Consider the following 24,919-nt stretch of genomic DNA (forward strand, 5'->3'; position numbering starts at 1 on the left):
CGGATGTTGGGCCCGTCCTCTTTGCTCGCCCACCGCGCCTGTCAGCACTCGAGGGAGGGGGGGGGGGGGGGGGGGGGGGGACATCATGAGCAACCGCAGATCGCGTAGCAGAAAGACCAGTCGCGAGGCCTACAGTCAGGCTCAGCGTGAAAGGGAACCTCTTTTTTGGCCGAGCGCCCTTCTTCACTTCTCCGATTGGCTGGTCGAGAATGCCTGGGTCTCAGATCAGTTGACGGCTTTTGCGACCGCAATGACAGTCGATCGGTCGGTCCGCGAGCGGAACGTGAGCGTGTACGGCGCAGATTTTCCGATCGACATGTTCTGTCTCGAAGATCACGAGTACTTCGACCTCGATGAGTATGAACGGTCGCCGTGGGAGCGCGACGAGATTCGCCGCGCCATCGATCTTTTCGGCAAGTTCGTCGTCGCCGAACAGCTGTCGCCATCTCAGAACGAAGAGATCGCGAGAGAGATCGGGTCCTCGTCTGCATTCGCGCCGGTGCCCAGTTCTCCGATATCGCCGGGGCGCTCGAGCCCACTGAGTACACCGATAGTGGTCTCACTCTTGCAACGTTTGGCAACGTGGGCTGCGACTGAGCGCCGCGCGCCATCGGCCCGAATCGACTACTGGGACGACTCGGCCGAGATCGTAGCTGCGCTTGGGATTCCTGGTTTCGACAGTATCGCTACACAACCTGACTTCATGGCGATGGTGAACTATCGATCGGTGTTGGATACCGCCCGTAGGGTCGGTGTCCTCGAGAACGCGGGCCAGATTTATACCCTCGGATCCGAAGCCTGTGCTTGGGTGGTGTCTCCGAGTGCGGACCGAACTCGCGCCGCCGTGGTCGAGGCGTACGCATCCTGCTTGACGCCTGTGTACGACTCCGGCGATGATTCCGTGCAGTCCGAGCTCGTGGCAGGCTCGGCGTTGGCGACCACCGTGCTCGTGCGCAGCCTCGTCGGTGATCCGGTAGGGGAATCCGACGGTGTCGTTCTGGGAACGATGTCCGACAGTAAAGTAATTCAGACCGTCGCGACACTCCGGTTCATGTCGATGTTCGACCTCGGATTGCTCGTCAAGGTGAACGACAAGTTCTGCGTACCTGACCCTCTGGCACCCCTGCTGCTCGAGGCGCTCGATCGAGATCGTCTGCGGCGCAAAGGGCGTGCAGCATGACTTGATGAGCGGTCGGTAGCCCATTCTGGTTCACGAGCCGAGTGCGTGTACGGCAAAAGTGCGTCCCCAATCCGATACGGCCCCGTCGCGACCCCAAGTCGAGGGCACAGCGCCGATCAAAGTGAGGAAGTCCAAGGTCGGTCGAGCGAGGTACTGGGCGTAGCGTCTTTCGCTTTCGGGGATTCGCCATCCGATGGTCTCGAGGCTTCGAAGGATCAGCAAATTGCGTTCGGTCGCAGAGCAACTCCCTGCAACCGACACCAGGAGTAGCGCGCCCGCATCCTTCTCGTACTGCTCGCGGCCAAAGGGCATCCGAGCCGCGGCGTGCGACCACAGGCGGACTGGGTCGGTGGCCAGGGTGTTGCCCAAACGGGTGCGAAGTAGCCGTCCTTTCAGCACGCGAACCAGTCCGAGTTGCGTCACAGCAGCCCGAAGCCAGTGCACCTGCTGATGGTCCACCTCGCGGTTGGAGTTTCCGAACCATTCGGCACCCCACTCGAGCTCTACACGCATCGCAGCAACGTCTTTGGGCGGGAGATAGCCCGCAGCAGTCAGCGTGATTCCGTCTGCACCCACCCGCGCCAGCATCCACGTCAGCTTATCCATTGCCGATGCCGCCGCTGCGAGGTCCACCTGTGCCACATCGAAATCGACGCGTGCGAGGACATCGGGCAGATCGGGGTGATACTCGAGGGACCCGCGTTCGAGAAGCGAGCCGAGTTTGGGTAGCCGCTCCTGTACGCGGCCGGCCAAATCCGTCACGGCGCGCCGCAACGCGATTCTGTTGTTCGCGTCGGCCACCGCGAAGCGCGCCTCGAAGCTGCCCGCCCACTGCTTCATGTGGTTGTGCTCAGGATGATCGGTATCAGCGAGAACCTTCAGCAGTTCGTCGTAGCCCGACGTGCCACCGCAGTCCTCGGGTGGGCAGGCGCGGTCGCCGTCGAGGCAGGCTGCAGTACCGGCAACGGTCGATATTTCCTCGACGACCAGGTGGTGTGTCCATCCGTCACCGAAGTCGTACTCGTACCCGAGACGATCCCCGACGGCACCGAGGACTTCGTCCACTCGAACGCCGTCCTCGAGCGTCCCGGTGCCGTCGTCCCACTCCTCGAGCGCGGACTTCATCTCGTAGCGTCGACTGGTTCGATAGGGATCGTCGCCGACGAAGAACATGTGCAGGTGTCGGTCTTCCCAGCCCATGACGTCTTGGATGACGTCGTGTAGCTCGGGCAGTGTGGCGTCGGAATTGATGGTGAACTGCCGCCACACCGCTGGTTCGATGTCGGCCAGAGTCACCTTGATCGTCAGCATCGAAACATCGTCCCCCATGTGCGAGATGCTCGTCGAGAACGTCCCCGCGGGGACGCTTTCGGAGCGATACAGTCCAAACATGGACGTTGTGCGCGCGATGCCCCTGCTCACGGTCACCGATCTCGATGCGACGCTGGATGCGTATGTACAGGTCACGGGTATGGAGGTTGTGATGAACCACGGTTGGATCGCGACGCTTGCTCCGGCCGGCGACAGCTCGGCGCAACTGAGTCTGATCACCACCGACCCCACCGGACCGGTGAACCCGTCGGCGTCGATCGAGGTGGACGACGTGGACTCGGCCTATAGAGCCGCAGTCGACGCGGACCTCGAAATCGTCTACGAGATCACCAACGAGGAGTGGGGCGTACGCCGATTCTTCTTCCGCGATGCGGGCGGCAATGTGGTGAACGTGCTCGCCCACATGTGAGGTCAGTTGGGGTGCAACAGGTTCCCTCGTAGAACACCTCGAACAGTGCGGGTGGCGACGGTGATCCAGGCTGCGAGCAGTGCCGCATACAGCACAACGGCGAGGGCGTGAACGAGACCGAAATCGAGGGCACTACCCAGGGCAGTCGCTCCGGTGACACAGGTGCCGATGGGAAACGTGAACGACCACCACGTCAGCGAGAATCCCATGTTTCTGCGCGCCGCGTACACGGTGAGTGCGGCGGCGAGCGCGAACATCAGCACTCCGAAGCCGCCCATGATCAGCCCGTAGCCGATGCCGAACACGTGTAGTCCGACGGCGATCGACGCCTGTGAACCGGTGAACACCATCGATGCATCGGTGCCGAGTAGGTTTGCCGCAGTAATCGATTGACCGATCAGTCCCAGCGTGATCCACACGGTGGGAGCCGCGTCGACGGGCGGTAGACCGCCGTGCACCAGACGTCCGTAGATCAGCGTCAGCGTGATCATCCCGACGATCAGCGACAGCCCGAACATCGCGTAGCAGGCGCACAACAGAGCCAGCCGCCACTGGCCCTCGGGCAGGTGCGGAAGCAGCAACGCCCCGGTCGACGCCGACACCATCGGCGGGACGACGGGCATCAGCCAGGCCGGCAGGGCGGCGACGTTGCGGTGATCGGACGTGGTGATCATTCGATACGGAACAGCGACGCTGGTGAACAGACCCGCGAGCGTTCCCGTGATCCACAGGATGGCGAACAGTGCGGTCGACGCCGAGGGGCCGAGCACATCGGCTCCGAGGAGACCGGCGCCTGCACCGACGGTCAGCAGTGCCATGGGCGGGGCTCCGTAGAACTGCACCATCACCGGATGTCGTGCGTACTCGACGGCCCGGTCGCGATGCCCGATCCAGTGCAGTGCGAAGGCTGTGCCGATGACGACCAGCGCCGCAGTGGCACAGACCCAGACAGCGACCGCGAAGACGTGTAGAGCCGGGAACTGCACCGGCAACGTTGCGGCTGCGGTGGCGACGATGCCGGTCCCCATCACCGCGGCGAACCAGTTGGGGGTGATGTGCTCGAAGGTTCGGCGGTGCGAATCGGTCTCGGTCGAGATCGGGGCGGGGACGGTCACGGTCATGTCTTCAGCCTGCGCGGCGCCGTGCCCGCTCGGTAGGCGCCGGTTTGTTCACCGGTCATAACGTGGGGTTATGGCTGTGTCTTCGCCGCCACAGCCAGCAACTCTGCGGCCGGACCGGTCGGGATACGACCGGATGGCCAGATGGCCCTCAACTCACGACGCAGAGTCAGCCCTGGAATCGGCACCTGGATCAGGGTTCCGGCGGCCAGCTCGGGGGCGACGGCCAGTGAGCTCAGAACGGCTCCGCCGATTCCTGCGCCGACCGCCGATTTGATAGCCGTCGTCGAGGAGACCTCGAGGAGCGGAGCCGTTGGTTCCCCGAGTCCCGCTGTGGCCAAGGCATTTTCGTAGGCCGAGCGCGTGCCCGAGCCCGTCTCTCGCGCGACGAGTGCGGTGGCGACGATTTCAGAGGCGGTGGGCGAGGTGCTGACCCACGGGTGTTCCGGTGGGACCACGAGCACCAATTCGTCGGTTGCCATGGTCCGATGGTCGAGACCTGCAGGTATTTCGGGACTTTCGATGAAACCGATGTCTGCGCTACCTGCCAGCACCTTCTCGGCGACCACCGTGGAATTGCCCGAACTCAGCGTCGGCACGATGTGCGGGAGATGCGCATGCAGCGTGACCAGCCAGCGTGGCAGAAGATACTCCGCGACAGTCTGACTCGCGGCGATCTGCACGTGGCCGATGCGTTCGGCATGCAGCGCGGCGATCGCCGTCGCCAAGTCTTCTGCCGACCGCACGACCGGCGCTGCCCAACTTGCGACGAGCTCGCCGAACTCGGTCAGCACCGTTCCGCGTGCGCCTCGTTTCAGTAAGGGCGCGCCGACACGACGCTCCAGCGCACGGATACGGGAACTTGCCGCCGGCTGCGACATGCCGTGAGCTCGACCCGCTCGCCCGATACTGCCGAGCTCGGCCACCGACAGCAACAGATCGATGCTGGTGAGATCGGCAACGTGAGGGGGAAGCGGCACAGGGTGAGCCTACTTTCGTCAGTATTCGCTGAACAGGTCCAGCTCGCCGTCGGGTTCGGTGCTGCCCTCTATCTCTACTGTGTCCTCGGAGTCGTCAGGGTCGCTACGCTCGTGCAGCACCGAGCCCACCAGCGCGGTGACGTCGATGGCTGCGGGATCGGGGATCGGATGCCCCTCGACGAAGGCGAGTCGCTCGGCCGACAGGTACGCCAGCCGCACCGCCTGCACGACGAGGACGCGTCGCAGGCCCTCGGACACCTCTCCCCGTTCACGAGTGACGGCGGCCAAGCGTGAGATTGTCTCGGCGCGGCGCGCGATACGGATGTCGGGGTGCCCGCGCTCGCGACGCGTCTGTTCGGAGATCAACGACCGGCGCAGCGATGCGGGCAGCGCGATGGGCTGCGAGACCGGCGGGATCTTCTCGTTGAGGATTGCTTTGTGTCGCGATTTGTCGATGGCCTCGAGGTAGGCCGTGTACTCGTGGGCATTGAGATCGCGCTCGGCAGCCCGGAAGTGCTCTGCGCCATCGGACTTCTTGAGATCCTCGTACTGCCACAGTGGCCAGATCTCGATCTCCGCGACCTCGAACACGTCGAGCACCCGCATCGCGACGGCGTCGGTTCGCTGGTTGGTCAGATGTCGTTGCACTCGGACACTGAGCTTCTCTTTGGTCTGTCCCACATAGATCGGTTCGCCGTCGTAATCGTAGAACGCGTACACGCCCCACTTGGCTGCCGACCACACTCGCCCCTGATCGTCCTTTTCGCTCAGCACTTCTCGTAGCGCTGTGCGAAAGGACTGCACGTCGTCCGCCGGCAGGGTGCTCTTTCGCGGCGCGACGGCCGACGCCCGCAGTGAGGACTTACCGTGACTGGACATGTGCCGCAGCAGAATTCAGGGCCGTCGAATTGACGAGAGATCCGGTGACGAGCGGCATCAGGTAGTGCTCGGCGAGCCACGCGACCACGGGAACACACACTGCGTCGCCGAAACCGAAGAGCGCCTGATTGTTTCGCAGACCATCGAGCGTGTAGCCACCGGCACCCATCAGCCGGGCGTACTCCACCGGCGTCATCCAACGCACCTGCAAGCGGCCGTTCCCCATCTTGACGACGGCCTGCTTCGACGAACCGCCGCGGGCGGTACGGAGGCACCCGGAGATGTCGTCGGGTCGAGCCTCCCACACCGCGACGCCGTTACGAGTGCGACGGTAGGCGGTGCGGTAGCTGACCTTGCGGGCCTTCTTCAGAATCTCGATGCGCTGCAACTGAATCGGCGACAAGGACTGCACGAACGCCGCGGTACGGGCTGCATCCCACCACCGCGAGTCTCGGTAGTCCATACGCTCGACCACGTCACCGAGACCGCTGGTCAACGGAATGGGTGGACTCGGTAGCGGTGCTCGATGCGTCAGCAACGTCGAATCGCCGTACACCGCCTGGAGCCAATCGGGTCGTAGCTCGCTGTTGGGATCGCGGGCATCCTCGGGGGGATTCTGCGCACCGATCAAGAACAGGCGTGGACGCGACTGCGGGACGAAGCGTCGAGCATCGATGGTCAACACATCCACCGAGTAACCCAGTTCGTTGAGCTCCCGGACCGCTGCGGCCAGATCGTCTCCGCCGTGACTGGTGGCCAGGCCGACGACATTCTCGAGCGCGACCACCTTCGGGCGCGCGGCACCGAGTTCACCCAGCACCCGGGTGAAATGCCGGAAGGTCGACGAGTTCTTGCCCGCGAGACCGGCCCGGCCACCGGCCAGCGACAGATCGGTGCACGGAAACGATGCCCACGCCAACGACAAGCCTTCGGGCAGATCGTGACCGCGAGTGGCAGCGACATCGCCGAGCTGAAAATGGCCCGCATCGTCACCGAAGTGCTGGCGATACATCTGGTGCTTGTCACGCTCGATGTCGTTGGCCCAGCGCACCTCGAAACCGGCCTGCTCCAAGCCCATTCGGACGAGACCGATGCCGGCGAAGAACTCCGCGACCGTGGGGATACCGTCGACCGAAGACGCCGAAGAACCACCCGGCACCACTGTCAACTTCGGCATGCACCCAGGCTAGTACAGACCCCCGACAGACTGACCTGTCCGGTCATTCCGCAGGCTCCACTCCTGCCTATTCGGTCATTCCGCAGGCTCCACTCCTGCCTCACGCCGTGGTTGCCAGCGCTGCCGCCAGGCCGAACGCCACCGCCAGTAGACACACGTGCGAGGCTGCGCGGCCCAGCGAGTACTCCACGGTGGATCGGTGCGCGGCGGCGCTGGGCAACCACGTCCGGCGGATTCGGTGGGCCACCGCGACGAGAATCACGGTGATCAGAACCTTGGCGAGAACGATTCGGCCGTAACCGGTCTCGACCGCTGCGGCGATGTTGTCCAGCTTGAGGACCGCGTCCAGCACGCCGGTGCCGGCGACTGCGAGTACGCACCAGAAGGCGATCCTGGAGTAGACCGGCAGCAGCGTCGCCCAGGCGGACTTGCTCCGCAGACTCAGCGCCATCGCACCGAGAACGCCGAGCCACACCGATGCAAACAACACATGCACCGCAACGGCAATGGAGCCGAACGCAAACTGTGACATGTGGCCGGTGATCGGGCGCGCGACAAGGGCGAGGGACGCCAACACGATCACCGGAATCGGAGACCAGTCTGCCTCGCGTCGATAGCCGGCCACTCCGATGGCGCACAGGGCAAGCGCAAGAAGTACCGTTGCCGTCCCCAGTCGACCAACCGAGATCTCGGTCGCGAACGAGGTGAATGCGCTCGGCGACAACGTCAACGGAGTGCGACCGGCAGAATCGGCAGCGGCCGCGATGAGCAGAACGAACTCGGCCACCGCCCACAGCCCCGACAGGAATCCGATCGCTCGCCACATCACCAGCGGGTCGACGGCGGGGCGTCCGGAATCGGAATTGCCGTCCATGACAGCGAGAACGCCGAACCCCAACACCACCGAACCCGAGGCCACCGCAACCACCCGCAGCCACGACGACCCGCCGGGGAAGGTGGGGTACGCGAGTACGAAGGCGGCCGCCACCCCCAGCAACGACGCGGCTGCGGCGGCGAGCACGAGCCGAACGCTTCTCTCGCTCACCGCAGCCACGCCGGTCCTACTTCTTGGTCTTCGGCTTACGCAGGGCGAATCCCAGTGCCCCTGCGAAGGCCAGAACCGCAACCACGATCAACACGATGTGCCCGTAGCCGCCGAGGAACCCGCCCTCGGACTCGTCCGAGGTGCCCGACGCGTCGGCCGGTGCCCCGGGCGTTCCCGAACCCTCCTGAGTCAGCGTGAACGTCGCAGTGCCGCTCACCGGATGACCGTCGGCCGAGGTGATGCGATAGGCGAGGGTGTATTCGCCGGTCGGTCCCAGCTCGCCGACATCGACGACGACACTCTGGCCCTCGATGCGGGCGTCGCCCTTCGACCAGATGTTGCCGTCGGGTCCGACGACGTTGAGCGTGGCGAACTGCGACTGCGGTACCTCGTTGAACGTCACCGAGGCCGTGGCCGGAGACGCGTCGAGAGAGGAGCCGTCGGCCGGGCTGTACCCGGTGACCTGCGAGTGCGCCGACGCGATGGGGGCGGCGATCAGCAACGTCAGCAGCGCTACGACCAGTGCTTTCGCAGGAAAAACCAGTGCCTTCGCAGAAAAGGCCAGCGCCCTCACGAGCGCCGGGCCCGGATCGTTGCGCCGATGCCGAGGCCTGCGCCGACGGCTCCGAGCACCAGTCCGACGCCGGCGAGCCAGCGAGCGGTGTTGTCGGAAGTCGACGCCTCCGACGATGCCTCGGCGGTCTCGGTGGTCGCCGACTGCATGCCACCGTGCGCCTCGCCGCTGGCCGCGGCGAGAGTCAGAGTGGGAGCGGGCAGTTCGGGCTCGCTGCCGTCCTGTGCCATGGGCTCGTTCCACTCGACGACCTCACCGTCGGTGTAGGTCTGCGTGGCGGGGAAGGAGACGGTCTCCTCCTCGGGCAGTGGGCCCGCCGACAGCAAGAACTGCTGGAACTGGCCCGGGCCGACCTCGGCACCGGGGTTCGCCGTCCACGTCACCGACACCGCGAGATCGGCCGAGTCCTTCTCGACGGTGGACGTCCAGCCCGGAATGGGCTGCGTACGAGCAGAATTGAGGCCAGGCAGGGCGACCTTGACCGAACTGGTCGAGGCGGTGTCGGACTCGGTGGGAACACGGAACGTCAGCACCGAGTAGCCGCCCTGCTCGGCGTCGGGAGCAGAGACGACGACGTGTGCCGATGCCGCGCCTGCGCCTATCAGCAACGCGCTGACGGTGGCCCCGGAAACGAACAGGGCACGGGAAAGAGAGCTCTTCATGGGTATTGGGTCATTTCTGTGTGGAGAAGTGCGGAATGGGATGTCGGTCAGTACGACGACCGCGAGTGGAGCCCGCGGAACGAGTAGATCGACATCGGGGGCCCGCGACGAGAAATGGCCCAGTCCAGCGCGGTGCCGTGTATCGACGGCAACGCAACGGAGAATCGGACGCGACCGACGGCGGAACCGTCGGGCAGGGGAGTGAGGAGCGCGAGAACGGCGCGGACGATGGATGTGATCGGTCCGTAGAGGCGTTCGGCGGCGGCGATCAACAGCGCGGCGACCACGGACGCGGCCGCGTGGAAGGCAATCATCGCTGTGCTGGGGAGTAACGAGTGGCTGTGCAGCATGCCCGACATGTCGCTCAGGCTCAGCGCGATGTGGGCGAGAAGTTGGCCGCCCATCAAGGCCGGGAGCAGTACCGTCGACCGTCTCGGTACTGCCGTCATGGCCCCGACGCCGATGCTGACGACGACAAGCAGAGTCAGAGCGGCTCCGTCGGGCCAACCGCCGCCGGCCATGCCGTGCGCGGCCACTGCGAGCGCCGCGGTGACGCTACCGACAGCTCCGCCGCGCAGTGGTGCGGCGGAGGCGTCGGTCATCGGTTGTTCAGGGGTCAGCGCACGCCGAGGCGGGCCAGCAGATCGGCTTCGATGCCGTCGAGCTCCGCGGAGATGGCCGCGTGGGCGGTCTTGCGACGAGCGGGCGGCATCTGCTCGGATGCACGCACAGCGGTCGTCAGATCGTCCAGGCGCTCGCTGATCGCGGCACCGAAACTCTTGGTCTCGGGATCGGAATGACGCGCACCGATGGTGCTCAGCGACTTCTCGGCCCCGGCGATGCGGGCACTGAGCTTGCCGCCGTGGCCGGTGTACTCGCTGAGCTGATCCGGCGCGATACCCATCTGCTGCGCCTTGCGGCTGTCCAGCTGCCCCCGGACGACGGTGGCCGCGCGGTAGGCAATCGGAGCGAGCACCGGAAGCAACAGTCGAGCGATGCCGAGGTACTTACGGATCTGCGCCACGTTGAGCGTGCCCTGAGCGGCAGCCTTCTGCTGCGCCCGCAGAGCCGACACCTGCGCCTTCTCGACATTCTTCTGCGACTTCGCCTCCACCGCGCTGAGCTTGCTCTGCGCCTTGGCGATCGACTTCAACTGCTTGCGCTCGTTCTTCGCGCCGAGCTTCGCTTCCAGAGTGGCCTTGTGCTTGAGAGCCTTGGCCTCTGCCTTGCGAGTGGCACGACCCTTACGCTTACGGAACAAACCCATCGACAAGGCTCCTGACATGTACTGCTCGGCGGAAACGGTGCGTTCCACACAGCCTATCGGGCGCTGATCTGCGATGGCTGTCGGAGGGCTGACCTAGTGTCTTGGAGTGTGAACGGTCAACGAGGTGCCTCGGTGTCATCTCTCGAGCTGTCATCTCCCGTGCTGCTCGACGCCGGATCGTTGACGCGCTGCCGTCATCGGCTCTATCTCGATACCGCCTACGGATCGTTACTGCGCGGCGAACCCGAGAATCCCGGCGTCCGCCAGCGCCGGGAAGCAGCGCAGGCGCACCGCGAGAACATCCGTATGCAGCTGGCCGTGGCAGATCCGATGGAGTGGACCGAAATCGACGAGCCGACGGCCCGTGCCGCGGCCGAGGCCACTGTCGCGGCTTGCCGGGCCGGAGTCGAGCGAATCTGGAACGCCGTGCTGCCTCTCGAGCGCGACACCGGTCGGCGTGGACGTAGCGAACTTCTGGTGCGCGACGCGGCGGGCGGGTACATCCCGGTGATCGTCGTCAACCACAAGGTCACCGATCCGGGGCGCGGCGCTCGAACGACCTCGCTGACGCACTGGTCCCCGGCCGTCGACGAGACCCGGAAGGTGCGCAGTCAGTTGCGTGACCAGCTTCGGCTCGCCCACCTCTACCGCATGCTGGTGCACGAGGGACTGGAAGCGTCCTCGCCCGTCGGCGGCGCAGTGGGCTATCGCGGCGACTGCATGCTGGTTCACGATCTGACGACGGTGCTCGGTGAATACGACACCCGCTTCGCAGACCGGCTCGCCGTGGCCCGTGGCAGCGCGTTCACCGTTCCCTCGCAGGTGAGTGAATGTCGTTCGTGTGCATGGTGGTTCGACTGCAAGCCGCAGCTCGAAGCCGTTCGTGACGTCTCACTCGTCGCGTCGGGTTCTCGGGCGGACGTGCTCCGCGCTGCGGGTGTGCGCACCATCGACGAGTTGGCGCAGTGGACCGGTCCGGCTCCCGAGGAGTGGCCGTTCGGAAACTTCGACGACGCGGTGTCCGCGGCGCTGGCCTGGCGAGCCGACGTCCCTCTGCTCCGGCGCTCCGAGACCGTCTCGGTCCACCGCGCCGACGTCGAGGTGGACGTCGATATGGAGAGCTACCAGGAACACGGCGCCTACCTGTGGGGCACGTTGCTCACCGAGGCGGGTGGGCCGCCGCCGATATACCGGGGTTTCGTCACGTGGGATCCGCTGCCGACCCTCGACGAGGGGCGCTCGTTCGCGGTGTTCTGGAACTGGTTGATGGAGGTCAGGGCCGACGCGGCCGCCCGCGGCAAAACTTTTGCGGCGTACTGCTATTCGCGTCAGGCCGAGGACAAGTGGTTGCTCGATTCCGCTCGTCGATTCGCCGACGTCCCCGGGGTTCCCACCGAGGCGCAGATTCGCGAGTTCATCGACAGCGAGCAGTGGGTGGACGTCTACCAGGCCGTCAGTGACCAGTTCATCTGCCCGAACGGCAAGGGGCTCAAGAAGATTGCCCCGGTGGCCGGTTTCGCGTGGCGCGACGACGAGGCCGGTGGGGAGGCGTCGATGGGCTGGTACCGCGAGGCCGTCGGCTACGACGCTGATCCCGACCATACCCAGCGCAACCGGCTGCTCGTGTACAACGAGGACGACGTGCTGGCAACAAAAGTGTTGCGCGAGTGGATGACCGACCGCGCCGAGAAGGAGATCCCGACCGTGGCGGACCTGCGCGCTCGTGCGTGACCCCGCCTCGGAGAAGCGGGGTCACGCGACGGCTGTCTAGCGCGGAGCCATGCGGATAGCGCCGTCCATGCGGATGGTCTCTCCGTTGAGGTAGTCATGCTCGGCGATCATCTGGACGAGCTGGGCGTACTCGCTGGGCTGAGCCAGGCGAGAGGGGAACGGCACCGACGCCTCGAGGCCCTGACGGTATTCCTCGGTGACGCCGGCGAGCATCGGAGTGTCGACGATGCCGGGGGCGATGGTGTTGACGCGGATGCCGACCTGGGCCAGGTCGCGGGCCGCGGTGATGGTCATCGCGTGCACGCCGCCCTTGGAGGCGGTGTAGGCGATCTGGCCGATCTGACCCTCGAATGCGGCCACCGATGCGGTGTTGATGACGACGCCGCGCTGGCCTGCGTCGTCCACGGTCGACTGCGACTGCATCCGGTTCGCGGCCAGCCGCATCACGTTGAACGTACCGAGCAGGTTGATGGTGATGACGGTGCGGAACAGCTCGAGATCGTGCGGTCCCTTCTTGGACAGGATGCGACCCGCCCAGCCCACGCCCGCGCAGTTGACGACGATGCGCAGGGGCACACCGGATTCGACGATGGTGTCCAGTGCGGCCTCGACCTCGGCCTCGCTGGTGACGTCCGCGGGCAGCAGAGTCACCCCGGCCGGGACGCTGTCTCCGGCGCGCTCGATCGACTGCGGCAGGTCGAGGCCGAATACGGTCACTCCCGCGGCGGCCAGACGAGCGGCCGTTGCGGCTCCGAGGCCGGACGCCCCACCGGTGACAAGTGCTGCTGTTCCTGAAATCTCCACGTCGTACGATCCTCTTCGCTCACGGTGGCGGGCCACGGCACAGGCTGCGACCTCGTAGTCGCTTGCACCATAACCGGCGGGGCACCTCACCCACCCTCAGGCGCCCTGAAGGGGACCTACTTGATCCCGCTGCGCGCGAATCCGGCGATGAAGTACTTCTGGAAGAACAGGAACAGCAGCGCCATCGGTACGACGTTGATCAGCGCGAATGCCATCGTGGCACCGTAGTCGCTGTTCGCCTGACCCTGCAGGTACAGCAGGCCGATCGGCAGCGTGAACAGCTCGTTCTCCCGCAGGGCGATCAGCGGCCACGCGAAGTCGTTCCACGACTGCAGCAGGCTCATGAAGGCGAGTACGGCGATCAAGGGACCCGACAGGGGCAGCACGACGCGCCGGAAGATCTGCCAGTGCCCCGCACCGTCGAGACGCGCCGCTTCGAGCAGCTCACGCGGAATGCCGAGCATGAACTGGCGCGCGAGGAACAGGCCGAACGCCGACGCCGAACTCGGCAGGATCACCGCCCAGTACGTGCCGTACAGGCCGAGCCCCACGACGATGCGGAACAGCGCCACCATGATCACCTGCACCGGCAGCACCAAGGTGGCCAGCGCAACGAAGAACAACGGCGTGGAGAATCGGAAATTCAAGTGCGCGAACGCATATCCCGCGAGCAGGCTCGTGACCACGGTGATGATCGTGACCACGACGGCAATGGCGATCGAGTTGCCGAGCCACGTCGCGACCGGGAACGAATCGAACACGCGGGTGACGTTCTCCCACGTCACCTGGCGTGGCCACAACCGTAGCTCGCCCCCGCCCAGCAACTCGCCGCGAGTCGAGAATGCCACGGCGAGCATCCAATACAGCGGCGCCACGGTGATCAGACCGATGACGGCGATGATCACGGTGCGCAGCACCATTGCCCGGCGAGCGGACGCGTTCCTCGGCCCGCTCATTCGACCAGATCCTTCGTTCGGCTCGCGCGCCACTGCGCGGCGGCGAAGGTGAGGGCGAACAGGAACAGCACCATGCCGATCGACGCGGCGTAACCCTGATCGCGGGTGACGAAGCCCGTCTCGTAGGCGTACGTGACCAGCACCGACGTCGCCCCACCTGGTCCACCGCCGGTGAGGACGAAGACGAGATCGAACACCTGGAACGAGTAGATGACGTTGAGCACCAGTAGGAAGAACGACGTCGGCCCCAGCAGCGGCACCGTCACGTTCCGGAAGCGTTGGAACGCGTTCGCGCCGTCGAGCCTGGCCGCCTCGTACAGATCGGGACCGAGGCCTTGGAGGCCGGCCAAGTAGATCAGCATGTTCAACCCGGTGCGCCACCACACCGTGGCGATGACGATCGACGCGAAAGCCGGTCCGGGCGAGGACTGCCAATCGATAGCGGGCAGCCCGAGGAATTCGATCAGATTGTTGAGCACGCCCGAGTTCTGGTCGAACACCAGAATGCCGATCAGTCCGGTCGCCACGCCCGAGACGGCCATCGGCAGGATCACCAGTGAGCGCCACAACGGCCGCGCAGGTAACGCGGAATTGAGCAGTACCGCAGCGATCAGGCCGAACAGCATCGACAGCGGAGTGACCAACGCGGTGAACACCAGCGTATTGATCAGCGCCCGCCAGAACAGTGGATCCTCCACCAGACGTGCGTAATTGGCCGCTCCGACGAACTCTCCGGCACCGAATCCGTCCGTCTGCTGCAGGCTGACCACGAACGCGGCGACGAGAGGAACGAGGACGAACACGGCCAACAGTGCGTAGCTGGGGGCCAGGAATCCGGCGGCCGCGAACGCTTCTTTGCGCGCACCTGCCCGCTTGGGTGTGAGGTTCGGTGTGGCCGTCATGCGCCGGTGACCCCGGCGATTCCGGTCTGCAATGCCGACACGGTGGCAGCGGCGTCCTGCGAGCCTGCGAACGCGAGATCGAGTTGCTCCTTCAGCACCGGGATGATTCCCGACATCGACGGCGAGGCCACCTGCGCTGCGTCCTGCGGCTGCACGGTGGTCGCTTGCGCCGCGAAGATCGGGGCCAGCTCCGACCGGATGTCGAATTCGAGGTCGGAGTTGAGAAGGTCGGTGCGCGTGGGCAGCAGCGAGGCGGCCTTGCAGAAGTTGCGCATCTGCTCCTGCTGGGTGACGAACTCGAGGAACGACGCCGCGAACTCGGGCTGCGAGGTCTGCGACGTGGCGACGAGTGCGTTGCCGCCGAAGTCGCCGCCGCCCCGGCGATCTCGCGGTGCATAGGTGGCCGTCCAATCGAAGCTGGCCGTGGCATCGGCGTCGGGCAATTGGAACGCACCCGACCACACCATGGCCACCGACTGAGAGAACCACGCCTCGCTCGCGTAACTCGACGACGCGATGGTGTTGTTGGCCGGCACGTAGCCCTTCGAGAAGAAGGACGACGAGAATTCGACGGCCCGGCGCGCCTCGTCGGAGTCGATCAGTGGAGTCTTCTGATCCTCGGCCAGGAAGGATCCACCGGCCTGGAACAGCAGACTCAGCCAACGGGTGACACCATTGCCCTGCCAGTTGTAGGCCCACGGATACTTGTCGGTCGGCAGCGATGAACGCAGTCGATCGCCGATCGACGCCAACTCCTCCCACGTCCAGGCGTCGTCCAGATTGGTTGGGACCGAGTCGATACCAGCCTGCGACAACAGGTTTCGGTTCACCAGAATTGCCGAGGTATCGGTGTGGTGCGGCAGGCCGTAGGGGATTCCGCCGTTCTGCACTGCGGCCCACGCTGTCGGTGTGAACTGATCCCGTGTGTCCGACGCCAACAGCGGCGACAGATCCAGCAGTTGGCCTCGGCCGGCGTATGCGCCGAACGTGTAATACGGAACGCGGAAGATGTCGGGTGGGTTGCCCGCCTGCAGCTGGGCGTCGATGTTGGTGAACATCTGCTCGTACGGCACCGCGTTGAGGGTGATCGTCGACCCGGGATTTGCCGCCTCGAATGCGCTGATCGAGGCACGGAAGCCGGCCAACTCGGCATCGGTGCCCCACGTCGTGAACGTCAGTGTGCCCTCGGCCTGCTGCGACGGGCTGGACTTGACGAAGCCGCACCCCGCCAGCAGCAGCGGCACGGCGGCGGCACCGGATCCGATCAGGAACGATCGACGATCGAGAGGCATGGCGGGGCTCCATTCACCGGCAGCGGCTGTACAGACCTACTGGTCCGCCGCAGGGTAACCACGACGGTCTCGGCCCAAACCCGGCGTTCAGCTACTGATTCGACCGGTGTCGTCGTACTCGATTCGCCGTGCGCTGTCGCCGAGGTCGTCGAGCAGAACGGTGGCCGCGACCGGGCGTCCGGGAGGGAGGAGCCGGACCGTGACGGACCCGGCGTGGGCACCGTCCAGGCTGTTCGACGCGGCGGCCACGATGCGGTCGCGTGCGTCGTCGTTCAGCGTGGCCGGGGCTCGGTCGTCGAGCATCATCACTTCGACCCCTCGGGCCCGGGCGGATCTCGCGGCGCGAGCGAGGTCCGGTCGCACCAGGCCGCGGGCGCGCAGGGAGTCTCGCAGCTCCGCTTCGAGCAAGACGCACGCGAGCACTTCCTCGTCGGTGGGATCGGGGCCGTCGGCAATGCGCTGAAGCAGCGGCCGGGCCAATGCGTCGAGACTGGCCAGACGCGCGTCTCGCTCCTCGAGGACGGCAGCCGCGGCGGCTCGGGATGCGATACGCACCGTGGACTGCGTGCGCAACTCGAAGATTGCTGCGGCCAAGGGGCGGATGGTGAAGGCGAAGAATGTGGCCATCAACAGCGGAGCGACGTTGATGGCGCTGAACGAGAGCCCGTACAGCACGCCCTGGCCCGTCACGGCCGCCCACCCGATGGCGACGGCCATGGTCAGCACCAACCCGAGCCACGCGGCCGGTGTCCGGCCGCGGACGCACATGAAGGTGTAGATCACCACGGACATGCCCAACGGCCAGGTCTGCAGGCTTCCGGTCAGTGGTACCGGTAGCACCGCGAAGACCGACGTCGCGGCGACCGGACCCGATACGGTGAGCAATGCTGTCGAGCGAACCCCCAATGGATCGCCCGAAGCGCCGAGCAACAGGGTGACGGCTCCCGCGAACACGAGAACCGCCGCGAACGGTGGCCACACCGGCGAGACCCCGTCGAGCGTTGCGCCGGCGCACACGGCACACGCGAGAACGAAGAACACTGCGACGGCATACGCGGCCGTCGACTTCATCGACAGCAGGTCGCGGATGTCCTGGCCGTTCATCCTTTCCAACCCAACCGCACGATGGTGCCGGCGCTGGAGGACTCGATGTCGGCCGATCCGCCGTCGAGCTGACGCATCCTGCCCTCTATGCTGACGGCGACGCCCAGTCGGTGGGGCGGCACCGAGCGCCGATCGAAGCCCGCACCGTCGTCACGAACGGTGACCTGCAGAGACGACGGGCCCACGCGGGCAGTGACCGATCGGTTCGACGCCGGTGCGTGAATTCGGCTGTTGCGCAGTGCTTCAGCGAGAGCTGCAGCGACGGATCTGACGACGTCGGCCGGGTAGTCCTCCGATCGTTCGGGCTCTTCCGCCTGTACGGTGAATTCGATCGACTCGTCGACCGTCGTTGCGGCGGAACGAAGCTGAGCGAGAGCCTCGTCGGCTGAGAAATTGTCGGAGACGGTACCGGTGGTCAGATCGTCCAGATGGGCGAGTGCCGACCGGGCCTGGCGGGCCAGACTCGGGGTGCGGCCATGGCGCGCGACGGCGAGCAGCGAGGACATGACCTCGTCGTGGATCAGCGCGTCGAACCGCTCACGCTCGACTTCGCGCGCGGAGGCCGCCGCCGCCCGTGCCGCGTCGCTGTGTGCTTCGGAGATGGTGGCATCGAGAATGCGTCCGGTGCGTACCGCGGCGAGTGTGGCCGCCACGAACACCGTGCAGAACATCATCGCGAAGAAGATCTCCGCAACGATGTTGCTGCGCGGGAACGGTTCTCGCAGAGCCTGATTGGTGAGTTGGACGATAACAACGCTGACGGTCATGTGGACGAACGCCGGAACGGGACGCCACACTGTGGCAGCGGCGAGCGCCGCAAGGCCGGGGAACGCCGCGAGAAATGTCCCGGCCTGATCGAAGGCGGTGCCGTCCCAGGCGGCCCACCACAGCAGGGCCATGATCGGGAATGCCGACGCCGCAACCGAACCGGCGATCCTGATGGCAGTGATGCTCGGATGAAAGGTGGAGGCTCCGAACGCGAAACCGCTGCCGAACACGACCACCACGGTGACCGGGGTCCACCAACCGGGAACTGCTTCGCTACTGCGCCCGATGTCGGGAATCAACAGCAGCAGATAGACCAGATAGCCGGTACCGACAAAACGGCCGAAAATTCTGATCAGTCGATCCGTCGAACGGTGCGCCGCGTCGGCTCCGGCCACCTGCTGCTCGTCGTCCATTCACCCCTCCGAGGGAGGAGTGTAAACCAAGGTCAGGCGTCTTCGGTGGTGGTCTGCTGCTCGATCTCGTGCGACCCGTCGGAGCTGGAGGACTCGGTGCGGGACGCCTTGGCGCGAAGCACCGCGACGATGACGGCGGAGATCGCCACGACCACTCCCGCTGCGATGTACGGCGCGGATGTGCCCGGCATGAGGCCCTCGAAGAACAGGACGGCACCGAAGACGAAGAACAGGATTGCAGCGCCGTACTGAATCATGCGCTCCGGCAAGTGCTTTCCGAGAACCGCACCGACGACAATGGCAAGCGCATCGGCCGCGACCATGCCGATCGTCGAGCCGATCCAGACGCCGACCCAGTCGTTGTCGGCAGCGAGAGTGACGGTCGCCAGCATCGTCTTGTCGCCCAGCTCGGCGAGGAAGAACGCCGAAGCGATCGCCAGGAAGGCGGACTTGGTGACGCGGGAGGCCTTCGCGCCTTCGTCGTCGGACAACGAGTCGCCGCGCAGCGTCCAGAGTCCGAAGATGACGAATGCGATGCCGCCGACGATCGATATGGCCTCGGTGGGGATCGACACGCCGAGGAAGTGGCCGACCGCGACGGACACGAGGTGCACGATCGTGGTGGCGACCGTGATGCCGCCGATGACGACGTACCACTTGTAGCGCAGAGCGAATGTCATGGCCATGAGCTGGGATTTGTCACCCAACTCGGCCACGAAAATGACAGCGAAACTCAACAACAATGCGGACAGCACAGCAGACTCCTCGGTCGTCGAACGGACCGAAGGTCTCGCCCACCGGAAGAACCGGTTCAGGTGCCGGGTCGCAGTTTTACGACCAGTATGTCGACACGTTGATTGGGGGCTACTCCCCTTCGCTGTAGACGACTCTAAGTGCCGTTTCGCGAATTGTCCAATGCGCCAATAAGTTTGGGCACCCGAAAAATCGTGTGCGGGGAGCGGTCAGGAGGCGAGGAGCATTGCCAAAACTGCGGTGTCGGGATCGCTGATCGGATCGAGGCCGACCCGACTGACCATCGATGTCACGGTGCCGTCGGATTCGGCCTCCACCCACGCAGCCCGGTGATCGAGGCCGAGATGCGGAAGACCCGGCAGCAGAACACAACCGGAGGCAGCGCCCGCGCACTCCGGAAGTGAGGGCGTCGTCTCCGACGGTGGATGCAACATCAGCAACGCGGCCGGCTGATGGGCCGAGAATCGTCCGGGTGCCAACGCGAAATCGCCGATCACCGGTCCCTCGGCCACCACCAGGCCGACCGTCCCCGGCTCGGGATCCTCGGGCAACTCCTCCCGCACCCCGAACACCGTCGACGTCGCCAACAGACCCGGCATCGACGCAACCCGAACGGCCAGCGCCAAAAACTGGGCCCACTCCTTGGTGGTGTCCGGCCAACGGCCGGAGATCACGAACCCGCGCAGCAGACCGGCGGCGTGAAAAGGCGAGACACCGATGAGATTTCGATCGTCCATTGCGCATCCCTCCCAGACAGGTACAAGGCAGAAGCCGGGTACACGACGTTGGGTAAGGAGAAGGATGACCCGAAAACGGCTGGCACACAAGATGGGGAGAGTGCCAGCCAAAAACGTAGCCGCCCCACGGCGGATCGGCGGTCGATACGCTGCTGCGGTGAAAAACAGAGGATCCGCTCGGCGAGAGCGCTGATGGCTTGTTGGCGGACTATCGCCGAGCGGTCGACGAATCCGCGGCGCGCGCACCTGGCGAGAACAGCACGTTGACCGTCGCGCGCGTGCGAGCCGACTCGTTGCGATACATGACCCAGGACGGATCGTTCCCGTACTCGGTTCTGGCCGATCTGGGCTACCGAGCCCCCGCGCAGCAGGACCGCGGTTCGGACGCGGTGCAGACCCTCGACGTCAGTCCGGAATTGATCGATGTACTGGCGGCCGACGACATCCTCCTGCTGACCGACGCCGGGACGGAGAATGCCGTGGCACAGCTACGACAGAACCCGCTCTTCACCGGTCTCGGTGCTCGGGTGATCGAGCTGCCGTCGAAGGATTTTCTCTTCGGCAAGGTGCTGACCGCCCGCGCTCTGATCGACACCGCGTCGCAGATCGGAGACTGATATGCCTGCATCCGAACGCTGGGTGGGCTGCGCTGCGGTGGCGCGCGCGAGCAACGAGTCGCTCCGCGGAACAGCAGCGAGGGCCGAAGGCTGGGTACTGATCGAACATCGGGGCCCGTGGGGTCGCGAACCGTGGGATCCGGAGGGTCCGTTGGGCCGGATCGGTACCGAACTCTCGCGGCGCTGCAAGGCCGTCGGCGTTCGCCCTCAACTCGTGCGAGAAACTCACGGCAGGCGTGAACCCACCGATACACGTCGGGTGTTCCTGGTTCATTCGGGTCGCCGCAGTGCATGGCTGGAGCAGTACACGATCGACACTCTCGAGCAAATACTTCGACTACCGCTCGAAGCCGCCGCCGAAGGCACCCCACCCGGCACCGGGATCCGCGTCGACCAGCGGCTGTACCTCGTCTGCACGCACGGCAAGAAGGACCCGTGCTGCGCGGTGCTCGGTCGGCCGGTAGCGGCTGCCCTGAATCGACCGAATGGGCGGGTATGGGAATCGACGCATCTGGGCGGGGACCGATACGCAGCAGGCATGGTGGCATTGCCGGACGGCAGCTACTACGGCAACCTCGACCCGGCAAACGCACAGGCCGTGGTGGACGGTCACGACCGCGGGCAGCTCACCCTGCAGAACTACCGGGGCCGCTGCACCGACGACACGGCCGCTCAGATCGCCGAACACGCAGTACGAACCGAGTACGGCCTTACCGGAATCGACGACGTGCACCCGGCCGAGGTCACCTCGTCCAGCGGCGGGTCCGATGTCGTCGTGGTGACAGCGTCGGGATCGGTGCAGGTACACGTGACGCCCGATCCCGAGACCTCGCGTAGGACGACCTGCCGCTCGGAAGCATTCGCGACGCCCGACCACGGCGTCACGTCGATTCGGTCGGTTCCCGCAGCCGGGAGCGCATGACTTATCGAACGAGACAGGGCCACCGCAACGGATGCGGTGGCCCTGTCTGCGATTGCGCGACTTACGGCAATCTCGAAACCTACGGGAAGATCAGACCCGGGGTCTTCGAGGTGGCGGCCTCGAAACGAGCCTGGACGTCGGCCCAGTTGACGACGTTCCAGAACGCCTTCACGTAGTCGGCCTTGACGTTCTTGTACTGCAGGTAGAAGGCGTGCTCCCACATGTCGACCTGGAGCAACGGGATGATGCCCAGCGGCACGTTGGCCTGCTGATCGTAGAGCTGGAAGGTGAGGAGCTTCTTGCCCAGCGAGTCGTAACCCAGCACTGCCCAGCCGGAGCCCTGCAGGCCGTTGGCGGCAGCGGTGAACTGTGCGCGGAACTTGTCGAACGAACCGAACTGGTCGTCGATCGCGGCACCGAGCTCACCCTCGGGCTTGTCGCCACCGTTGGGCGAGAGGTTCTTCCACCAGATGGAGTGGTTCACGTGGCCACCGAGGTGGAACGCGAGGTTCTTCTCGTGCAGGAAGATGGCAGCGTGATCGTCGTTCTCGCGTGCTGCGGCGAGCTTCTCGAGGGCGGTGTTCGCGCCTGCCACGTAGGTGGCGTGATGCTTGGAGTGGTGAAGCTCGTTGATCTCGCCCGAGATGTGCGGCTCGAGGGCGGAGTAATCGAAATCAAGGTCGGGCAAGGTGTACTCGGACACGTGGTTCCCTTCTCTAACGACGCCGTACCCATCGCGTGATGCGGGCACGTTCGTCCTACTTCGGATCTTTCGTAGGGTTCAACCCAATCTCATTCCTACCCCTTGTGCAACCGTTGTAACCGAGATGCTTTTCTCGGAATAAATTCACGTGAACAAGGCAACGGAATTCGCGGCTGAGAATTCGCTCCGAATATCACGAAACAGTTGCGGAGCGGGTCTGGATTGGTCCTGAAGTTGAACGGAACCTAAACTCGCGGGTGTGGAAGGGGACCGACCGAGCCGAAATACGGTCGAGGACTCCGCCGTCGTGGAGCCGGTCACCGCGCCCCGAGTTCAGATGAACGGTGCCGACCTCCTCCGCGTCATCGCTGTTTTCGCAGTCCTGTACTCACACATTTCGTTCTATCTGATCGACGACATCGGCGGTGGCTGGTGGGTGATCGACGTGGTCAACACGGTCCTGATCGAGGACGCCGGACTGAACCTGCACCTGTCCTTCGTCGGTGTCAGTATGTTCATGCTGCTCACCGGCCTGCTGATCACCCGATCGGCGATGCGGCACTCGCGTCGGGATTTCATGGTCGCGCGTCTCGCCCGCCTCGTCCCTGCACTCTGGTTCGCCGTCGCGCTGGCGGTCATCCTCGTCAAACTCGGCCTCAACGGGATGTTCAGCGGTCAACCCGGAATCACCAACGGCGAGGCCGTGCTCAGCTTTTTCCTCGGCGGCTTCTTTCTCCGACCCGAAGTTGCCGTCCTCGGCGTCACCTGGACGCTCGTCGTGCAAATCGTGTTCTACATCTACTGCGTTGCCATGCGCGGGCCGCTGCGTACTCGGCCCATCGTGGTGCCGCTGGTCGGAGCTGCATTGTGCGCTGTGGTCATCGCCTACAACCTGTACCTGCCGCAGCCCTACACAATCCCGTTCCTGACGAAGGTCGCGGGCGTACTACCGACCCTGTTCCTCGGCCAGATCATCTACCTCGGCTGGGCGAAGCTGGTCGGCTGGCGATGGGTGGTCGTCGGTGTCATCGCGCAGATCGAAGTCATCCGACTCTCCATCGACGTCCACACCTTCTGGATGGGCGACACCTACCTGTGGACCCTGCTGGTCATCACCGGCATCGTCCTGATCCTGGCCCGATACGACGGGCCCATCACCCGTTGGCCCGTCGTCCACTGGATCGGCACGCGTAGCTACGCGATCTATCTGATCCACACCCTCGTGCTGTACCGCATCTACGCCACCGTCGAGCCGCACCTGGGCCCCAGCGTCGCCGTGCTGGCCTTCCTCGCCGGCACAGCCGCACTCGCCGAAATCATGTACCGCTGGATCGAACTGCCCGCGGCTCGACATATCAGCTCGACCTACGCACGCCTACGTGCTCGATCCGCCGCCTGACCGAGGCCCCCTGGGTACTCGATGTGACATTTGGTGGCCTTTTCGGGGGTCAATGTCACGTTGAGTGGACTCGGGCGGCCGGTTTCTGGGGGTCAGAGCTGCGGGAGAACCTCGGAGGCGACGAGTTCGAGGTGATCGAGATCGCTGAGATCCATGGTCTGCAGGTACACCCGGGTGGCTCCGACGGCTCCGAAGCTGCCGATCTTGTCGACCAGTTCGGCGGGGCTGCCCGCGGCACCGTTCTCGCGTAACTCCGATACCTCACGGCCGATGGCGGCGGCGCGTCGAGCGATGTCTTCTTCGGTGCGTCCGCAGCACAGGACGAGGGCGTTGGAGTAGACGAGGGAGTCCGGATCGCGGTCGGCGGCAGTGCAAGCAGCGCGGACGCGACCGAACTGGGTCTCGGTGTCGGCCAGCGACGCGAAGGGGATGTTGAATTCGTCGGCGTACTTCGCGGCGAGTGCCGGAGTGCGCTTCTTTCCGCCGCCGCCGATGACGATGGGTGGGTGCGGGGTCTGCACCGGCTTGGGGAGCGCGGGGGAGTCCGTGACGGGGTAGTGCGTGCCGTCGTACGAGAACGTGTCGCCGACGGGGGTGTCCCAGAGTCCGGTGATGACGGCGAGTTGCTCTTCGAGCCGGTCGAAACGCTCACCGAGCGGCGGGAATGGAATGCCGTAGGCCTTGTGCTCGTCCTCGAACCAGCCGGCACCGAGGCCGAGGTCGACGCGGCCGCCGCTCATGGCGTCGACCTGCGCGACGCTGATGGCCAGTGGCCCCGGGTAGCGGAAAGTGGCCGAGGTGACGAGTGTGCCGAGCCGAATGGTCGACGTCTCGCGGGCCAGGCCTGCCAGCGTGATCCAGGCGTCGGTGGGCCCGGGACCGCCGTCGCCGCTCATCGCGAGGTAGTGGTCGGATCGGAAGAATGCGCCGTAGCCGAACTCCTCGGCTGCGTTCGCAACGCGGAGGAGGTCGTCGTACGTGGCACCTTGTTGCGGTTCGGTGAAGACGCGCAGTTCTACGGACGGGAGGGGAGCCTGCGGAACGACCTGGGATGGGAAAGTCATGTTCGCCAGCCTAAACAGCGCCTCCACCGGACCGCAGACGGTCGCTGTGTCAAATCACCATCGATCCACAACCTGCGTTGGTACTCGGTACACCGCGAGACCGACTCGACGCTCTGACCTGTGGATAGAAA

General features: G+C 65.3%; 26 protein-coding genes. 6 read left to right on the forward strand and 20 right to left on the reverse strand.

Annotated elements, in window-relative coordinates:
- Positions 1 to 283 precede the first annotated feature (283 nt).
- Positions 284 to 1,180: a hypothetical protein gene (locus CH305_RS09325; RefSeq protein WP_179278242.1), complete on the forward strand. Its 897-nt coding sequence runs from the start codon at positions 284 to 286 to the stop codon at positions 1,178 to 1,180.
- A 30-nt stretch (positions 1,181 to 1,210) separates the two neighbouring features.
- Here CH305_RS09325 and CH305_RS09330 read toward each other — a convergent pair whose 3' ends face one another.
- The gene (locus tag CH305_RS09330; protein WP_179278243.1) at positions 1,211 to 2,509 is read right to left on the reverse strand and encodes a plasmid pRiA4b ORF-3 family protein; all 1,299 of its coding nucleotides are present in this window, start codon (positions 2,507 to 2,509) and stop codon (positions 1,211 to 1,213) included.
- Positions 2,510 to 2,570: 61 nt separating this feature from the next.
- On the opposite strand from CH305_RS09330, the gene CH305_RS09335 reads away from it, so the two are divergent.
- Positions 2,571 to 2,921 carry a VOC family protein gene (locus CH305_RS09335; RefSeq protein WP_037152660.1) on the forward strand — a complete coding sequence of 117 codons (351 nt, stop codon included), beginning with the start codon at positions 2,571 to 2,573 and terminating at the stop codon, positions 2,919 to 2,921.
- 2 nt (positions 2,922 to 2,923) lie between these two features.
- Here CH305_RS09335 and CH305_RS09340 read toward each other — a convergent pair whose 3' ends face one another.
- The 9 genes from CH305_RS09340 to CH305_RS09380 all read right to left on the reverse strand — a co-directional run bounded on the left by CH305_RS09340 (position 2,924) and on the right by CH305_RS09380 (position 10,623).
- Positions 2,924 to 4,042 (reverse strand): TDT family transporter, encoded by a 1,119-nt coding sequence (locus tag CH305_RS09340; RefSeq protein ID WP_094703502.1) that lies wholly within the window; start codon positions 4,040 to 4,042, stop codon positions 2,924 to 2,926.
- 68 nt (positions 4,043 to 4,110) lie between these two features.
- Positions 4,111 to 5,019: a LysR family transcriptional regulator gene (locus CH305_RS09345; RefSeq protein ID WP_094703503.1), complete on the reverse strand. Its 909-nt coding sequence runs from the start codon at positions 5,017 to 5,019 to the stop codon at positions 4,111 to 4,113.
- Positions 5,020 to 5,037: 18 nt separating this feature from the next.
- Positions 5,038 to 5,898: a GIY-YIG nuclease family protein gene (locus tag CH305_RS09350; protein WP_143545268.1), complete on the reverse strand. Its 861-nt coding sequence runs from the start codon at positions 5,896 to 5,898 to the stop codon at positions 5,038 to 5,040.
- Positions 5,882 to 7,075: a DNA cytosine methyltransferase gene (locus CH305_RS09355; protein WP_256983637.1), complete on the reverse strand. Its 1,194-nt coding sequence runs from the start codon at positions 7,073 to 7,075 to the stop codon at positions 5,882 to 5,884. Before CH305_RS09355 ends, CH305_RS09350 begins: the two co-directional genes overlap by 17 nt.
- A 100-nt stretch (positions 7,076 to 7,175) precedes the next feature.
- Complete coding sequence (locus CH305_RS09360; RefSeq protein ID WP_230592271.1) at positions 7,176 to 8,120, reverse strand: copper resistance D family protein; 945 nt, start codon at positions 8,118 to 8,120, stop codon at positions 7,176 to 7,178.
- A 16-nt stretch (positions 8,121 to 8,136) separates the two neighbouring features.
- A complete protein-coding gene (gene mprA, locus CH305_RS09365) occupies positions 8,137 to 8,694 on the reverse strand; it encodes an MprA protease, GlyGly-CTERM protein-sorting domain-containing form (protein WP_094703504.1) in 558 nt (185 codons plus the stop codon).
- Positions 8,691 to 9,356 (reverse strand): YcnI family protein, encoded by a 666-nt coding sequence (locus CH305_RS09370; RefSeq protein WP_094703505.1) that lies wholly within the window; start codon positions 9,354 to 9,356, stop codon positions 8,691 to 8,693. The genes mprA and CH305_RS09370 overlap by 4 nt, the downstream gene beginning before the upstream one ends.
- 47 nt (positions 9,357 to 9,403) lie before the next feature.
- On the reverse strand, positions 9,404 to 9,958 hold the full coding sequence (locus tag CH305_RS09375) for a hypothetical protein (RefSeq protein ID WP_052058564.1): 555 nt from the start codon (positions 9,956 to 9,958) through the stop codon (positions 9,404 to 9,406).
- Positions 9,959 to 9,972: 14 nt separating this feature from the next.
- Positions 9,973 to 10,623: a DUF6474 family protein gene (locus CH305_RS09380; protein WP_032401476.1), complete on the reverse strand. Its 651-nt coding sequence runs from the start codon at positions 10,621 to 10,623 to the stop codon at positions 9,973 to 9,975.
- Between the two features lie 162 nt (positions 10,624 to 10,785).
- Between CH305_RS09380 and CH305_RS09385 the strand changes: the two genes are divergently transcribed.
- Positions 10,786 to 12,354 carry a TM0106 family RecB-like putative nuclease gene (locus CH305_RS09385; protein ID WP_094703617.1) on the forward strand — a complete coding sequence of 523 codons (1,569 nt, stop codon included), beginning with the start codon at positions 10,786 to 10,788 and terminating at the stop codon, positions 12,352 to 12,354.
- A gap of 36 nt (positions 12,355 to 12,390) precedes the next feature.
- Here CH305_RS09385 and CH305_RS09390 read toward each other — a convergent pair whose 3' ends face one another.
- The 8 genes from CH305_RS09390 to CH305_RS09425 form a co-directional block, all read right to left on the reverse strand.
- Positions 12,391 to 13,158, reverse strand: coding sequence for an SDR family NAD(P)-dependent oxidoreductase (locus tag CH305_RS09390; RefSeq protein ID WP_032380920.1), 768 nt, complete (start codon positions 13,156 to 13,158; stop codon positions 12,391 to 12,393).
- A 116-nt stretch (positions 13,159 to 13,274) separates the two neighbouring features.
- A complete protein-coding gene (locus tag CH305_RS09395) occupies positions 13,275 to 14,114 on the reverse strand; it encodes a carbohydrate ABC transporter permease (RefSeq protein WP_032401447.1) in 840 nt (279 codons plus the stop codon).
- Positions 14,111 to 15,016 carry a carbohydrate ABC transporter permease gene (locus CH305_RS09400; RefSeq protein ID WP_094703507.1) on the reverse strand — a complete coding sequence of 302 codons (906 nt, stop codon included), beginning with the start codon at positions 15,014 to 15,016 and terminating at the stop codon, positions 14,111 to 14,113. The genes CH305_RS09395 and CH305_RS09400 overlap by 4 nt, the downstream gene beginning before the upstream one ends.
- The gene (locus CH305_RS09405) at positions 15,013 to 16,308 is read right to left on the reverse strand and encodes an ABC transporter substrate-binding protein (protein ID WP_094703508.1); all 1,296 of its coding nucleotides are present in this window, start codon (positions 16,306 to 16,308) and stop codon (positions 15,013 to 15,015) included. Before CH305_RS09405 ends, CH305_RS09400 begins: the two co-directional genes overlap by 4 nt.
- An 87-nt stretch (positions 16,309 to 16,395) precedes the next feature.
- Entirely contained in the window at positions 16,396 to 17,412 is a 1,017-nt protein-coding gene (locus CH305_RS09410) for a hypothetical protein (protein WP_094703509.1), read from the reverse strand.
- Complete coding sequence (locus CH305_RS09415) at positions 17,409 to 18,593, reverse strand: sensor histidine kinase (RefSeq protein WP_094609028.1); 1,185 nt, start codon at positions 18,591 to 18,593, stop codon at positions 17,409 to 17,411. Before CH305_RS09415 ends, CH305_RS09410 begins: the two co-directional genes overlap by 4 nt.
- A 32-nt stretch (positions 18,594 to 18,625) precedes the next feature.
- Positions 18,626 to 19,348, reverse strand: coding sequence for a TMEM165/GDT1 family protein (locus CH305_RS09420; protein WP_032380925.1), 723 nt, complete (start codon positions 19,346 to 19,348; stop codon positions 18,626 to 18,628).
- Between the two features lie 207 nt (positions 19,349 to 19,555).
- Positions 19,556 to 20,083, reverse strand: coding sequence for a hypothetical protein (locus tag CH305_RS09425; protein WP_032401443.1), 528 nt, complete (start codon positions 20,081 to 20,083; stop codon positions 19,556 to 19,558).
- Between the two features lie 200 nt (positions 20,084 to 20,283).
- Here CH305_RS09425 and CH305_RS09430 point away from each other — a divergent pair, with 200 nt between their 5' ends.
- Both CH305_RS09430 and CH305_RS09435 read left to right on the forward strand, forming a co-directional pair.
- Entirely contained in the window at positions 20,284 to 20,700 is a 417-nt protein-coding gene (locus tag CH305_RS09430) for a hypothetical protein (RefSeq protein ID WP_179278244.1), read from the forward strand.
- Position 20,701: 1 nt separating this feature from the next.
- Entirely contained in the window at positions 20,702 to 21,622 is a 921-nt protein-coding gene (locus CH305_RS09435) for a sucrase ferredoxin (RefSeq protein WP_094703511.1), read from the forward strand.
- A gap of 79 nt (positions 21,623 to 21,701) precedes the next feature.
- Here the strand turns inward: CH305_RS09435 and CH305_RS09440 are convergent, their stop codons facing one another.
- Positions 21,702 to 22,325: a superoxide dismutase gene (locus tag CH305_RS09440; protein ID WP_032380929.1), complete on the reverse strand. Its 624-nt coding sequence runs from the start codon at positions 22,323 to 22,325 to the stop codon at positions 21,702 to 21,704.
- 337 nt (positions 22,326 to 22,662) lie between these two features.
- Between CH305_RS09440 and CH305_RS09445 the strand changes: the two genes are divergently transcribed.
- Positions 22,663 to 23,724: an acyltransferase gene (locus tag CH305_RS09445; RefSeq protein WP_094703618.1), complete on the forward strand. Its 1,062-nt coding sequence runs from the start codon at positions 22,663 to 22,665 to the stop codon at positions 23,722 to 23,724.
- Positions 23,725 to 23,816: 92 nt separating this feature from the next.
- Here CH305_RS09445 and CH305_RS09450 read toward each other — a convergent pair whose 3' ends face one another.
- Positions 23,817 to 24,788: an LLM class F420-dependent oxidoreductase gene (locus CH305_RS09450; RefSeq protein WP_094703619.1), complete on the reverse strand. Its 972-nt coding sequence runs from the start codon at positions 24,786 to 24,788 to the stop codon at positions 23,817 to 23,819.
- Positions 24,789 to 24,919 lie beyond the last annotated feature (131 nt).

The organism is Rhodococcus sp. 15-649-2-2, from assembly GCF_002258645.1.
GTDB lineage: Bacteria > Actinomycetota > Actinomycetes > Mycobacteriales > Mycobacteriaceae > Rhodococcoides.

Coding starts and splice junctions, on each gene's coding strand:
- CH305_RS09330 (WP_179278243.1), bottom strand. CDS start 2,509: ATGGGGGACGATGTTTCGATGCTGACGATCAAGGTGACTCTGGCCGAC.
- CH305_RS09335 (WP_037152660.1), top strand. CDS start 2,571: ATGGACGTTGTGCGCGCGATGCCCCTGCTCACGGTCACCGATCTCGAT.
- CH305_RS09340 (WP_094703502.1), bottom strand. CDS start 4,042: ATGACCGTGACCGTCCCCGCCCCGATCTCGACCGAGACCGATTCGCAC.
- CH305_RS09350 (WP_143545268.1), bottom strand. CDS start 5,898: ATGTCCAGTCACGGTAAGTCCTCACTGCGGGCGTCGGCCGTCGCGCCG.
- CH305_RS09355 (WP_256983637.1), bottom strand. CDS start 7,075: ATGCCGAAGTTGACAGTGGTGCCGGGTGGTTCTTCGGCGTCTTCGGTC.
- CH305_RS09370 (WP_094703505.1), bottom strand. CDS start 9,356: ATGAAGAGCTCTCTTTCCCGTGCCCTGTTCGTTTCCGGGGCCACCGTC.
- CH305_RS09375 (WP_052058564.1), bottom strand. CDS start 9,958: ATGACCGACGCCTCCGCCGCACCACTGCGCGGCGGAGCTGTCGGTAGC.
- CH305_RS09380 (WP_032401476.1), bottom strand. CDS start 10,623: ATGGGTTTGTTCCGTAAGCGTAAGGGTCGTGCCACTCGCAAGGCAGAG.
- CH305_RS09395 (WP_032401447.1), bottom strand. CDS start 14,114: ATGAGCGGGCCGAGGAACGCGTCCGCTCGCCGGGCAATGGTGCTGCGC.
- CH305_RS09400 (WP_094703507.1), bottom strand. CDS start 15,016: ATGACGGCCACACCGAACCTCACACCCAAGCGGGCAGGTGCGCGCAAA.
- CH305_RS09405 (WP_094703508.1), bottom strand. CDS start 16,308: ATGCCTCTCGATCGTCGATCGTTCCTGATCGGATCCGGTGCCGCCGCC.
- CH305_RS09410 (WP_094703509.1), bottom strand. CDS start 17,412: ATGAACGGCCAGGACATCCGCGACCTGCTGTCGATGAAGTCGACGGCC.
- CH305_RS09415 (WP_094609028.1), bottom strand. CDS start 18,593: ATGGACGACGAGCAGCAGGTGGCCGGAGCCGACGCGGCGCACCGTTCG.
- CH305_RS09425 (WP_032401443.1), bottom strand. CDS start 20,083: ATGGACGATCGAAATCTCATCGGTGTCTCGCCTTTTCACGCCGCCGGT.
- CH305_RS09435 (WP_094703511.1), top strand. CDS start 20,702: ATGCCTGCATCCGAACGCTGGGTGGGCTGCGCTGCGGTGGCGCGCGCG.
- CH305_RS09445 (WP_094703618.1), top strand. CDS start 22,663: ATGAACGGTGCCGACCTCCTCCGCGTCATCGCTGTTTTCGCAGTCCTG.
- CH305_RS09450 (WP_094703619.1), bottom strand. CDS start 24,788: ATGACTTTCCCATCCCAGGTCGTTCCGCAGGCTCCCCTCCCGTCCGTA.